This window comes from Xanthomonas sp. NCPPB 2864, assembly GCF_056675615.1.
On the sequence record NZ_JBWWVS010000003.1, the window covers coordinates 436,500 to 448,833 of the forward strand.

A 12,334-nucleotide genomic window follows, 5' to 3' on the forward strand; every position below is an offset into this window, starting at 1 on the left:
GAGTCGGGCGCTGATTCCCCCAATGGAGCGTTCCCCATGAGCAAGATCACCATCGCCGTGCTGGTCGGCAGCCTGCGTGCCGCGTCCTACAACCGCCAACTGGCGCATGCGCTGGAGCATCTGGCCGGCGACAAGGCCGTGTTCGAGTATGTGGAGATCGGCGACATCCCGCTGTACAACCAGGACCATGATGGCGATTACCCGGCTGAGGGCACGCGGCTGAAGCAACAGATCCGGTCGGCTGACGCGGTGCTGTTCGTCACCCCGGAGTACAACCGCTCGATTCCCGGCGTGCTCAAGAACGCCCTCGATACCGGCTCGCGCCCCTACGGCGACAGCGCGTTTGCGGGCAAGCCGGCCGCCGTGGTCGGCATCTCGGTCGGGGCGATCGGCACCGCCACAGCGCAGCAGCACCTGCGTAATGTGCTGTCGTATCTGGACATGCGGGTGCTTGGCCAGCCGGAAGTCTTCCTGCAGTACAAGGACGGCCTGTTCGGCGCCGACGACCAGGTCGCCAACGCCGACAGCCGCAAGTTCCTGCAGGGCTTCGTCGACGCCTTCCTGGGCCTGGTCGAACAGTCCAAGCGTTGAGTTGACCACAGCGGCGTTGGGCCTGGAGACAGCCGCCAACCGGCACCGGTGACGCGGTGCAAACCCCGGCGCAGCAAGCGTCTCGGCGGTTGCGACAGCCGCCGCGTAGAACGGTGATGCACCGGCTGTCCACCAGTTATCCACAGAGTTGTGCATGGTCGTCGGCGCCGCCGATGACTATGCTTCCTGCCCTCGTCTCCCTCGCGTCAGGTCTGTTTGTCCATGTCCGCTCGTCCTGGTTTCCGTTCCAAGCGCAATCGCGATCGCGACGACGACGATTACGATCGTCCCGAGCCGCGACTTGACCAGTTGCGGGTACCGCCGCATTCGGTCGAGGCCGAGCAGGCCGTGCTCGGCGGGTTGATGCTGGCGCCGGATGCGTTCGACCGGGTCAATGACCAGCTGACCGAAAACGACTTTTACCGCCGCGATCACCGGCTGATCTACCGTGCGATTCGCGAACTGAACGAGAAGGACCGCCCCTTCGATGCGGTGACCCTGGGCGAGTGGTTCGAATCGCAGGGCAAGCTGGAGCAGGTCGGCGATGGCGCGTACCTGATCGAGCTGGCCAGCACCACGCCTTCGGCAGCCAATATCGCCGCATACGCGGAGATCGTACGTGACAAGGCGGTGTTGCGGCAGCTGATCGAAGTGGGCACCACCATCGTCAACGACGGCTTCCAACCGGAGGGGCGCGACAGCGTGGAGTTGCTGTCGTCGGCGGAAAAGGCGGTGTTCAAGATCGCCGAGGCCGGCGCGCGCGGGCGCACCGACTTCGTGGCGATGCCGGGCGCGCTGAAGGACGCCTTTGAGGAATTGCGCAGCCGTTTCGAAAACGGCGGCAACATCACCGGCCTGCCGACCGGCTACAACGATTTCGACGCGATGACCTCCGGCCTGCAGCCGACCGACCTGATCATCCTGGCCGCGCGTCCGGCGATGGGCAAGACCACGTTCGCGCTGAATATCGCCGAATATGCCGCGATCAAATCCAAGAAGGGCGTGGCGGTATTCTCGATGGAAATGTCGGCATCGCAGCTGGCGATGCGCCTGATCTCGTCCAATGGCCGCATCAATGCGCAACGCTTGCGTACCGGCGCACTGGAAGACGAGGACTGGGCGCGCGTGACCGGCGCGATCAAGATGCTGAAGGAAACCAAGATCTTCATCGACGACACGCCGGGCGTGTCGCCGGAAGTGCTGCGCTCCAAGTGCCGCCGACTCAAGCGCGAGCACGACCTGGGCCTGATCGTCATCGACTACCTGCAGCTGATGTCGGTACCGGGTAACAGCGAAAACCGCGCGACCGAAATTTCGGAAATCTCGCGTTCGCTCAAGGGCCTTGCCAAGGAGCTCAACGTGCCGGTGATTGCGTTGTCGCAGCTCAACCGCTCGCTGGAAACACGTACCGACAAGCGCCCGGTGATGGCCGACTTGCGCGAATCCGGCGCGATCGAGCAGGACGCGGACATGATCGTGTTCATCTATCGCGACGACTACTACAACAAGGAAAATTCGCCGGACAAGGGCCTGGCCGAGATCATCATCGGCAAGCACCGCGGTGGACCGACCGGGTCGTGCAAGCTCAAGTTCTTCGGCGAATACACCCGGTTCGACAATCTGGCCCACGATTCGGTGGGCAGTTTCGAATAAATCTCCTGCGTGATGCCGGGCGACAATCCGTCGCTGCGGCATCGCGCCATCCTTGCATCTGCTGGCTTATGCTGCGCGCCTCATCGCCTCTGCCGAGCTTGTATGTCCTACGCCATCGTCTGGTTCCGTCGCGATCTGCGCCTGCAGGACAACCCGGCCTTGCAGGCTGCGCTGGATGCAGGGCACCAGCCGATTCCGCTGTATATCGATGCGCCGCACGAAGAGGGCGAGTGGACGCCGGGCGCCGCCTCGCGGAGCTGGCGGCATCGCTCGCTTGCGGCGCTGGATGCGGCCCTGCGCGCGCTCGGCAGCGGTCTGGTGATGCGCGCCGGTGACAGTGCGCAGGTGCTGGATGAGGTGATCGCGCAGACCAAGGCGGTGGCGGTGTACTGGAACCGCAAGTACGAGCCGGCCACGCAGCCGCGCGATGCGCAGATCAAGCGCAGCCTGCGCGAGCGCGGGATCGAAGTGCAGAGCTGCAACTCCGCACTGATGGTCGAACCATGGCAGTTGACGACGCAGCAGGGCGGCCCCTACAAGGTGTTCACCCCGTTCTGGCGCAATGCGCTTACGCAGCTGCAATTGCCGGCTGCCGTGCCGGCACCGCGCAGCCTGCCGCCGTTGCCTGCGCACTTGAAGAGCGCTGCGCTGGACACGCTGGGGCTGCTGCCGGCGCTGGACTGGGACCGAGGCTTCTGGGAACACTGGCAGCCCGGCGAGGCCGGCGCGTACGAGATGCTGGAAATCTTCATCGACGGCGCGCTGTCCGGGTATCGCGAAAACCGCGACCGGCCCGACCGGGTCGGCACCTCGCAGTTGTCGCCGCATCTGCATTTCGGCGAGATTGCGCCGTGGCGGATCGCCAGCACGCTGGAAGCCAATCGCAATGCACGCAACGGTGCCGAGATCGACGGCTATATCCGCCAACTGGGCTGGCGCGATTTTGCGTATCACCTGCTGCACCATTTTCCCGACACCACAAACCAGAATCTCAACCCGCGTTTCGAAGGCTTTGACTGGGCCAAGGTAGACCCGGTCGCATTGCAGGCCTGGCAGCGGGGCCGCACTGGCATTCCGATCGTCGATGCCGGCATGCGCCAGCTCTGGCACACCGGCTGGATGCACAACCGCGTGCGCATGATCGTGGCGAGCCTGTTGTGCAAGCATCTGCGCGTGCACTGGATCGAAGGCGCGCGCTGGTTCTGGGACACGCTGGTGGATGCGGACCTGGCCAACAACACCCTGGGTTGGCAATGGGTGGCCGGTACCGGCGCCGATGCAGCGCCGTATTTCCGTGTGTTCAATCCGGTCACGCAGGCGGAAAAGTTCGATCCGCAGGCCGCCTACATCACGCGCTGGGTACCTGAGCTCGGCAAGCTTGCGGTGAAGGAGCGCTTCGCACCGTGGCTGCATCCGTTGTCGCTGGCGCGTCTGGCACCGAAGTATCCGCGCACGCCGATCATCGGCCTGGCCGAAGGCCGCGATGCGGCGCTGGCGGCGTATGCAAAAACGCGCGGCTAAGCGCGAGCGACATCCTGATTGCGTGGTCAGCTGATGCTCGCTTCTGCGTGTTCTCTTGTGCAAGGCTGCGGCGTTGCATGCGTGTGCTGCGACGCTTGTTTCGTACATCAGCGAATACGTGACGCGGATACATGGTGCTGTCCACGCAGAAAACGGTTTCCTGAATGCAGCACTAGCTACGCGCGATTGGAGGTCGGTTTCATCATGCGCCAGTCGCGTTGGCCTGTTTATCCTCGCCGACACGATTGAGTGCCGGATGGTCCGGCCACAGGAGAACACCATGTCCCCAGCAGCCATAAAGAGCCTTGCCGTTGCCCTGGCCAGCGCCATTGCGTTGTCCGCCTGCGCAACCGGCGGCTCGTATGTGCAGCGCGACCAGTACGGCGAGCAGACCCAACAGCAGAACCGCACCGGCCGCAATGCGCTGATTGGCACAGCGATCGGCGTGGCCGCTGGTCTGCTGACCGGCGACAGCGCCACCGAGCGTCGCCAGCATGCGATGGTCGGCGCCGGCATCGGCGCGCTCAGCGGCGCGGCGGTTGGCCAGTATCAGGATCGTCAGGAGCGCGCACTGCGTGAGCGCACCGCCAACACCGGCATCGAAGTGCAGCGCCAGGGCGACAACATCACCCTGAACCTGCCCGACGGCATCACCTTCGACTTCGGCAAGTCTGCATTGAAGCCGCAGTTCTACAGCGCGCTCAATGGCGTGGCGTCCACACTGCGCGAGTACAACCAGACCATGGTGGAAGTGGTCGGTCACACCGACAGCGTCGGCAGCGACGCGGTCAACCAGCGTCTGTCCGAAGAACGCGCCGGCGCGGTCGCGCAATATCTGACCGCACAAGGCGTGCAGCGTGAGCGCATGGAAACCATGGGCGCCGGCAAGCGTTACCCGATCGCCGACAACAGCACCGATGCCGGCCGCGCACAGAACCGCCGCGTCGAAATCCGCCTGATCCCGCTGCGCTCGGAGGGTGCCGGGAACAACACGGGCATGCGTTGAGTTTGCCGCACTGAATCGTGGCGAGTCGATCGACGAGCCGCGATGGGTAAGCAAGACAGGCCGCGAAAGCGGCCTGTTTTTTTTGCGCTGCGAATTTTCTGATCAGGCGCATCAGGTGCAAAGCTGCCGATCTGAGGGTTTTCTGCAGGGCCCTTGCCCGCCCACCATCGCGGGACACGCCGCAAGTACGTCCGTGTAGGCTCTTACGCGGCATCCATGCCGCGTAAGGTCCCGCGACGGTGGGCGGGCAAGGACCTGTCGGGATGGTCGGTGTGCGTGGTTGCAAGCAAGGCAAGCCGTAGGTTGCTCGGAGCACTAAGTGTTCGATCAACCTCTCGCCATTTTCCCATCGCAAACCGAGCAACAAACGGACTTTCAACACGCAAGCTACAAACGTCGCATCTGCTATCGCAAGCCGAGCAACAATCTTTAAAAAAGCAGCCGACCAACTCTCTGGTGCGGTGTCCTTGCTGGTTGCGGGACCCTCGGCGGCATGGATGCCGCCGAGGAGCCTCCACGGACGGATTCACGGCGTGTCCCGCAAGCGGTGAGGGCACCGCGCACTCGACCGACTGATCTTTTGACTTGCAGCTAGACGTTATCGCTAGGCATTGACCAACGCAGCTTCGGATCTCCAGACCACGCTAAAGCGCGCGCGCGCGGTCGCTTCAAGATTGCATCGGTCGACAGCGGTATGGTGACTTCGCCACGACCAAAAGTGCCGGCGCTTGATGGACTCGACACTGCTGCAGAAATTCGGGATTCGGGATTCGGGATTCGGGATTCGAGATTTGTAGCAGCCGGGAAGTTTTCGCTTGTACGGGCAAGGCCTCCTCATCCGCCATTCGGACACCTTCTCCCGAGGGGAGAAGGGTGCTCCGTTAGGCGACTATTCGAGTACGAACTACGCCGTGACGTTTTCCAGGATGCGCTTGCCTTCTGCACGCAGTTCCGCGTCTGCGCCGACCTCGATCTTTGCATCGTTGTCGGCCTTTTGCGCGGCCAGACGCGCGGGGCACTGCGCCATCATGTAGTCCGCGTCGAAGTTCATCCGCGTCACCAGGAAATCCACGAAGGCGCGCACTTTCGGCGAGACCAGGCGGCCGCCGGCGAACACCGCGTTGAAGTCCACCTCCGGCCCGGTCCAACCCGCGAGCACCCGGCGCACCAGACCCGATTGCACGAACGGCTTGGCCATCACATCGCCGGTCAACAGCAAGCCTTCGCCGCATAACACCGCGCCATTGAGCGCAGCCGGATCGTTGGCCACCATCAACGGATTGACCGGGAAATCGCGCACATCGCTGCCGTCGCTGAGCGACCAGAAAAAGCGGTTGTTGTGCACGTTGCGGTTCTTGCGCAGCGCCAGCGTGCGATGGAACTGCAGCTCGTCCGGATGCAGCGGCTCGCCATAGCGCTCGATGTAGGACGGGCTGGCGAAGACCTGCGTGCGCAGGCTGCCGAGCTTGCGCGCCACCAGATTGGAATCGGGCAGCGCGCCGACGCGCAGTGCCAGATCGGCTTCGCCGCCGATCAGGTCCAGCTTCTCGTTGCCCAGATGCATGTCCAGCTGGATTTCCGGGTATTGCGCATGGAACTCGCCCAGCAACGGCGCGATCCAGGTGATGCCCAGCGAGTAGGGCACGGTGAAGCGCAGCCAGCCGCGCGGACCAGACTGCAATTGCCCGACGGCGCTCTCGGCCTCTTCCAGTTCGCGTGCGATGCGTTGGCAATGTTCGTGATAGACCGAGCCGGCTTCGGTCAGGCCGATGCGGCGCGTGGTCCGGTGCAGCAGGCGGGCACCCAGGCGGGTTTCCAGTTCCTGCACCTTGCGGCTGACGGTGGTCTTGGGCAGGCCAAGCGCGTTGGCGGCGGCGATGAAGCTGCCTTGTTCGACCACCTTGACGAAGATCAGGGTGTCGTTGAGATCGTGAGTCATGGGACTGCCTTCCGGGGGTCAGGAGGGATTAGACCGCTTACGGGACGATTATTCCCCTAAATCCGGACTAATCAAGTGCTGGTTTGGGGCCTAACTTATGCGGCATCCCCTCCATGCAGGAGCACGGCCATGTGGTTGTGCAATGTTTTCGGCTTGTCGTCGACATCGCGTAGCGCCATCGAAGGTGCCTTCGATCCAGTGGTTTCCACAGCGAGAGGCCCGCGTGCCGGCGTTTCGCGCACTTTCTCGGCATCGCCCCGGCGTCAGGCCGGCGGCGCGCCGACACAGCGGACTGGACTGTCGGCGCGTCTGGCGCAGCGCGGAATTGTCCCGATGTCGGGAGTGAAAGTCCCATGACCGGGATGGTCCAATCCGAGACGGCCGTCATTGGCGGCGCGGGCAATGTCGGCGCCGGTATCGTCGCCGCCTTGCTCGATGCCCGGATGCCGGTGCTGGTGATTGGACGCGACGCCGCCAAGCTCGACGCGCTGCGCGCGCAGCATGGCAATACACCGCTGCTGGAAACCTTGCAGGGCTCGGTCGCCGACGACGCTTCGGCGCAGGCGCTGGCCGGCGAGCTGGCCCAGCGCCCGCGTCCGCTGGCGGCGGTGATCGCCAGCGTGGGCAGCCCGCTCAAGGCCGGCCGCCTGCTGGACCGCCCGGTCACTGCGCTGCGTCGCCGCATCGAGCGCGACGTGCTGCCGCACCTGGCGGCCGCGCGGCATCTGCTGCCGCTGCTGGCCGAGGCCGAGGGCGGCGGCCGCTATCTGCTGCTGGGTAGCCCCTGCGCGCTGCGCGCCTGGGCCGCGCACGGCGATACCTCGATCGCCGCTGCCGCCACCCGCATGCTCGCCCAGGTCCTGCACGAGGAAGCCAAGCCGCTCGGCGTCCGCGTGCACCTGCTGTCGGTCGAGCAGCCGGTGTGTACGCCGGGCCGTGCCAAGGATGCGTGTCCGGAATGGATCCGCGCCGTGGATGTCGGCCGCGCGGCGGTCTCGCTGATCGCCGGGCCTGGCCAGCCCGGGCAAGCCATCGTGACCGTCAGCCGTCGCCTGCACGCCGCTCCATCGGCCGACCGGCTCGCCGGTCTGCATTTTCCCATCCCCACCCGAGAGATTTCCCCATGACCCCGAACGCCACCCCGTTCCGTTTTCCCTTGCGTACTGTGTTGACGGGCGCCGTACTCGCGGTTGTGCTGGCCGGTTGCGGCAGCAAGGCTGCCGAGACCGGCGCGCCGCCGCCGCCCAGCGTCAGCGTCGCCCCGGTGTTGCTGAAGGAGATCAGCCAGTGGGACGAATTCAGCGGCCGCATCGAGCCGGTGGAAAGCGTCGAGCTGCGCCCGCGCGTGTCCGGCTACATCGACAAGGTCAACTACGTCGAAGGCGCCGAAGTGAAGAAGGGCGATGTGCTCTTCAGCATCGACGACCGCAGCTACCGTGCCGAATTCGCGCGCGCCAACGCGGCGCTGGTGCGTGCACGCACGCAGTCCACGCTGGCCCGCAGCGAAGCGGCACGCGCCCGCAAATTGTCCGACCAGCAGGCCATTTCGACCGAGACTTGGGAGCAGCGCCGCGCTGCCGCCGATCAGGCCGACGCCGATCTGCTGGCCGCACAGGCCGCGCTGGATACCGCCAAGCTCAACCTGGACTGGACCCGCGTGCGTGCGCCGATCGATGGCCGCGCCGGGCGTGCGATGGTCACCGCCGGCAATCTGGTCACCGCCAGCGACAGCGCCAGCGTGCTGACCACGCTGGTGTCGCTGGACAAGGTGTTCGTGTACTTCGATGCCGACGAAGGCACCTTCCTGCGTTATTCGCAGATGGCGCGCAACGGCGAGCGTCCGGATGCGCGCGGCGGCGAGTTGCCGGTGCGCATCGGCCTGGTCGGCGAACAGGGCTTCCCGCACACCGGGCGTGTGGATTTCCTGGATAACCAGGTGACCCGCAGCACCGGCACCATCCGCGTGCGCGCGGTGCTGGACAACGCGCAGCGCCAGTTCACGCCGGGCCTGTATGCACACGTGCAGTTGCTGGGCAGCGGCCAGTTCAAGGCCATGCTGGTCGACGAAAAGGCCGTGCTGACCGATCAGGACCGCAAGTACGTGTACGTGGTCGACAAGGACGGCAAGGCGCAACGGCGCGACATCGAGCTGGGCCGCAGTGCCGACGGCCTGCGCATCGTGCGCAAGGGACTGGTCGCCGGCGACCGCGTGGTGGTCGATGGCGTGCAGAAGATCTTCATGCCCGGCATGCCGGTCGATGCCAAGACCGTGGCCATGGCCACCGCACCGGACAAGCGCACCGCCTCGAACTGATTCATCGCTGCATCGCACCCGTGACCACCGGCCTTGAAACAAGGCCGGTCCGGGGCCGCTGTGCCGCGCCGCCACCCGGCGGCAACCTCTTTCAGGACCACCCCAATGGACTTTTCCCGTTTTTTCATCGACCGGCCGATCTTTGCCGCGGTGCTGTCGATCATCATCTTCGCTGCCGGCCTGATCGCCATGCCGCTGCTGCCCATCAGCGAGTACCCGGAAGTGGTACCGCCGAGCGTGCAGGTGCGTGCGGTGTATCCGGGCGCCAACCCCAAGGTCATCGCCGAGACCGTCGCCACGCCGCTTGAGGAAGCCATCAACGGCGTGGAAGACATGATGTACATGAAGTCGGTCGCCGGCTCCGATGGCGTGCTGGTGGTCACCGTGACCTTCAAGCCGGGCACCGATCCGGACCAGGCGCAGGTGCAGGTGCAGAACCGCGTCAGTCAGGCGCAGGCGCGTCTGCCCGAGGACGTACGGCGCCAGGGCGTGACCACGCAGAAGCAGTCGCCGACGCTGACCATGGTCGTGCATCTGACCTCGCCCAAGGGCAAGTACGACTCGCTGTACCTGAGCAACTACGCCACCTTGAAGGTCAAGGACGAACTGTCGCGCCTGCCGGGCGTGGGCCAGATCCAGATCTTCGGTGCCGGCGATTACGCCATGCGCATCTGGCTGGATCCGGACAAGGTCGCCGCGCGCGGGCTGACCGCCAGCGACGTTGTGGCGGCCATCCGCGAGCAGAACGTGCAGGTTTCTGCCGGCCAGCTCGGTGCCGAGCCGATGCCCAACAAGAGCGACTTCCTGCTGTCGATCAATGCGCAGGGCCGCCTGACCACCGAAGAAGAGTTCGGCAACATCGTGATCCGCAGCGGCAACAGCGGCGAGATCGTGCGCCTGTCGGATGTGGCGCGTCTGGAACTGGGTGCGGGCAACTACACCCTGCGCTCGCAGCTGGACAACAAGAACGCGGTGGGCATGGGCGTGTTCCAGTCGCCGGGTGCCAACGCGATCGAATTGTCCGATGCGGTGCGCGCCAAGATGGCGGAGCTGGAAAAGCAGTTCCCGCAGGACATGGCGTGGTCGGCTGCGTACGACCCGACCGTGTTCGTGCGCGACTCGATCAGCGCGGTGGTGCACACGCTGCTGGAAGCGGTGCTGCTGGTGGTGCTGGTGGTGATCCTGTTCCTGCAGACCTGGCGCGCCTCGATCATTCCGTTGCTGGCAGTGCCGGTGTCGGTGGTCGGTACGTTCGCCGCGCTCTACCTGCTGGGTTTTTCGATCAACACGCTGAGCCTGTTCGGCCTGGTGCTGGCGATCGGCATCGTGGTCGACGATGCGATCGTGGTGGTGGAAAACGTCGAGCGCAACATCGAAGAAGGGCTGGCCCCATTGGCTGCTGCGCATCAGGCGATGCGCGAGGTGTCCGGGCCGATCATCGCCATCGCGCTGGTACTGTGCGCGGTGTTCGTGCCGATGGCGTTCCTGTCGGGCGTGACCGGCCAGTTCTACAAGCAGTTCGCGGTGACCATCGCCATTTCCACGGTGATTTCGGCGATCAATTCGCTGACCCTGTCGCCGGCACTGGCCGCCATGCTGCTCAAGCCGCATGACGCACCGAAGGATGGCCCGTCGCGGTTGATCGATCGCTTGTTCGGCTGGTTGTTCCGTCCGTTCAATCGCTTCTTCAACAGCAGTTCGCACAAGTACCAGGGCGCGGTCTCGCGCACCCTGGGCAAGCGTGGCGCGGTGTTCGCGGTGTATGTGCTGCTGCTGGTGGTCACCGGTTTCATGTTCAAGGTGGTGCCGGGCGGCTTCATTCCGACCCAGGACAAGCTGTACCTGATTGCCGGTACCAAGTTGCCGGAAGGCGCCTCGCTGGAACGCACCAACGAAGTGATCCGTCAGATCACCCAGATCGCGCTGCAGACCGAAGGCGTGGACCACGCGATTGCGTTCCCGGGCCTAAACCCGCTGCAGTTCACCAACACGCCCAATACCGGCACGGTGTTCCTGACGCTCAAGCCGTTCAGCCAGCGCAGCCGCACTGCGGCGCAGATCAATGCGGAGATCAACGCCCGCATCAGCCAGATCCAGCAGGGTTTTGCGTTTGCGTTCATGCCGCCGCCGATCCTGGGCCTGGGGCAGGGCTCGGGCTACTCGCTGTACATCCAGGACCGCGCCGGTCTGGGCTATGGCCAGTTGCAGAGTGCGGTCAATGCGATGTCCGGTGCGATCTCGCAGACGCCGGGCATGCAGTTCCCGATCGGCACGTATCAGGCCAATGTGCCGCAGCTCGATGCCAAGGTCGATCGCGACAAGGCCAAGGCGCAGGGCGTGCCGCTGACCAACCTGTTCGACACCTTGCAGACCTATCTGGGTTCGTCCTACATCAACGACTTCAATCGCTTCGGTCGCACCTATCAGGTGATCGCCCAGGCCGACGGACAGTTCCGCGACAGCGTCGAAGACATCGCCAACCTGCGCACCCGCAACGATCGCGGGCAGATGGTGCCGATCGGCAGCATGGTCACGCTGGGCCAGACCTACGGCCCGGATCCGGTGATCCGCTACAACGGCTACCCGGCGGCCGACCTGATCGGTGAAGCGGACCCGCGCGTGCTCTCCTCCGCCCAGGCGATGCAGACGCTGGCCGGCATGGCGCCGAAGGTGTTGCCCAACGGCATGAACATCGAGTGGACCGATCTGAGCTATCAGCAGTCCACCCAGGGCAACTCGGCGTTGATCGTGTTCCCGATGGCGGTGTTGCTGGCATTCCTGGTGCTGGCCGCGTTGTACGAGAGCTGGACGCTGCCGCTGGCGGTGATCCTGATCGTGCCGATGACCTTGCTGTCGGCCTTGTTTGGTGTGTGGCTCACCGGCGGCGACAACAACGTGTTCGTGCAGGTGGGGTTGGTGGTGCTGATGGGCCTCGCGTGCAAGAACGCGATCCTGATCGTGGAGTTCGCCCGCGAACTCGAAATGCACGGCAAGGGCATCGTTGAGGCCGCGCTCGAAGCCTGCCGCCTGCGTCTGCGTCCGATCGTGATGACCTCCATCGCCTTCATCGCCGGCACCGTGCCGCTGGTGTTCGGGCATGGCGCCGGCGCCGAAGTGCGCTCGGTCACCGGCATCACCGTGTTCGCCGGCATGCTCGGTGTGACCTTGTTCGGCCTGTTCCTGACCCCGGTGTTCTACGTGGCACTGCGCAAGTGGGTCACCCGTCGCGAACCCGCTGCACCGGCCACCGTTGCGCACGATCACGTCAAGGCGTGAGTGCGTCGTCCCCAATCCCCATTCGCAGTACAAG

Annotated in this window: 9 protein-coding genes; 8 read left to right on the plus strand and 1 reads right to left on the minus strand. The window is 64.9% G+C overall.

From position 1 onward, the window contains the following. The first annotated feature begins 36 nt into the window (after positions 1–36). From AC1KVE_RS10220 to AC1KVE_RS10235, 4 genes are all read left to right on the plus strand, one after another. A complete protein-coding gene (locus tag AC1KVE_RS10220) occupies positions 37–591 on the plus strand; it encodes an NADPH-dependent FMN reductase (RefSeq protein ID WP_054591582.1) in 555 nt (184 codons plus the stop codon). Positions 592–813: 222 nt separating this feature from the next. Continuing rightward, a complete protein-coding gene (locus AC1KVE_RS10225; protein WP_047130779.1) occupies positions 814–2,244 on the plus strand; it encodes a replicative DNA helicase in 1,431 nt (476 codons plus the stop codon). 102 nt (positions 2,245–2,346) lie between these two features. After that, positions 2,347–3,765, plus strand: coding sequence for a cryptochrome/photolyase family protein (locus AC1KVE_RS10230; RefSeq protein ID WP_184455504.1), 1,419 nt, complete (start codon positions 2,347–2,349; stop codon positions 3,763–3,765). A 280-nt stretch (positions 3,766–4,045) separates the two neighbouring features. Further along, on the plus strand, positions 4,046–4,771 hold the full coding sequence (locus AC1KVE_RS10235) for a YiaD family glycine zipper/OmpA-like lipoprotein (RefSeq protein WP_184455506.1): 726 nt from the start codon (positions 4,046–4,048) through the stop codon (positions 4,769–4,771). A gap of 904 nt (positions 4,772–5,675) precedes the next feature. Here the strand turns inward: AC1KVE_RS10235 and AC1KVE_RS10240 are convergent. After that, positions 5,676–6,710 carry an XC_2801 family transcriptional regulator gene (locus AC1KVE_RS10240; RefSeq protein ID WP_054592674.1) on the minus strand — a complete coding sequence of 345 codons (1,035 nt, stop codon included), beginning with the start codon at positions 6,708–6,710 and terminating at the stop codon, positions 5,676–5,678. 129 nt (positions 6,711–6,839) lie between these two features. Between AC1KVE_RS10240 and AC1KVE_RS10245 the strand changes: the two genes are divergently transcribed. The 4 genes from AC1KVE_RS10245 (at position 6,840) to AC1KVE_RS10260 (ending at position 12,300) form a co-directional block, all read left to right on the plus strand. Then, positions 6,840–7,067: a hypothetical protein gene (locus tag AC1KVE_RS10245; RefSeq protein WP_080960786.1), complete on the plus strand. Its 228-nt coding sequence runs from the start codon at positions 6,840–6,842 to the stop codon at positions 7,065–7,067. Beyond that, on the plus strand, positions 7,064–7,837 hold the full coding sequence (locus AC1KVE_RS10250; RefSeq protein WP_046342206.1) for an SDR family NAD(P)-dependent oxidoreductase: 774 nt from the start codon (positions 7,064–7,066) through the stop codon (positions 7,835–7,837). The genes AC1KVE_RS10245 and AC1KVE_RS10250 overlap by 4 nt, the downstream gene beginning before the upstream one ends. Beyond that, positions 7,834–9,024: an efflux RND transporter periplasmic adaptor subunit gene (locus AC1KVE_RS10255; RefSeq protein ID WP_184455508.1), complete on the plus strand. Its 1,191-nt coding sequence runs from the start codon at positions 7,834–7,836 to the stop codon at positions 9,022–9,024. The genes AC1KVE_RS10250 and AC1KVE_RS10255 overlap by 4 nt, the downstream gene beginning before the upstream one ends. 105 nt (positions 9,025–9,129) lie before the next feature. After that, complete coding sequence (locus tag AC1KVE_RS10260) at positions 9,130–12,300, plus strand: efflux RND transporter permease subunit (protein ID WP_184455510.1); 3,171 nt, start codon at positions 9,130–9,132, stop codon at positions 12,298–12,300. Positions 12,301–12,334 lie beyond the last annotated feature (34 nt).

Coding starts and splice junctions, on each gene's coding strand:
- AC1KVE_RS10220 (WP_054591582.1), top strand. CDS start 37: ATGAGCAAGATCACCATCGCCGTGCTGGTCGGCAGCCTGCGTGCCGCG.
- AC1KVE_RS10225 (WP_047130779.1), top strand. CDS start 814: ATGTCCGCTCGTCCTGGTTTCCGTTCCAAGCGCAATCGCGATCGCGAC.
- AC1KVE_RS10230 (WP_184455504.1), top strand. CDS start 2,347: ATGTCCTACGCCATCGTCTGGTTCCGTCGCGATCTGCGCCTGCAGGAC.
- AC1KVE_RS10235 (WP_184455506.1), top strand. CDS start 4,046: ATGTCCCCAGCAGCCATAAAGAGCCTTGCCGTTGCCCTGGCCAGCGCC.
- AC1KVE_RS10240 (WP_054592674.1), bottom strand. CDS start 6,710: ATGACTCACGATCTCAACGACACCCTGATCTTCGTCAAGGTGGTCGAA.
- AC1KVE_RS10245 (WP_080960786.1), top strand. CDS start 6,840: ATGTGGTTGTGCAATGTTTTCGGCTTGTCGTCGACATCGCGTAGCGCC.
- AC1KVE_RS10250 (WP_046342206.1), top strand. CDS start 7,064: ATGACCGGGATGGTCCAATCCGAGACGGCCGTCATTGGCGGCGCGGGC.
- AC1KVE_RS10255 (WP_184455508.1), top strand. CDS start 7,834: ATGACCCCGAACGCCACCCCGTTCCGTTTTCCCTTGCGTACTGTGTTG.
- AC1KVE_RS10260 (WP_184455510.1), top strand. CDS start 9,130: ATGGACTTTTCCCGTTTTTTCATCGACCGGCCGATCTTTGCCGCGGTG.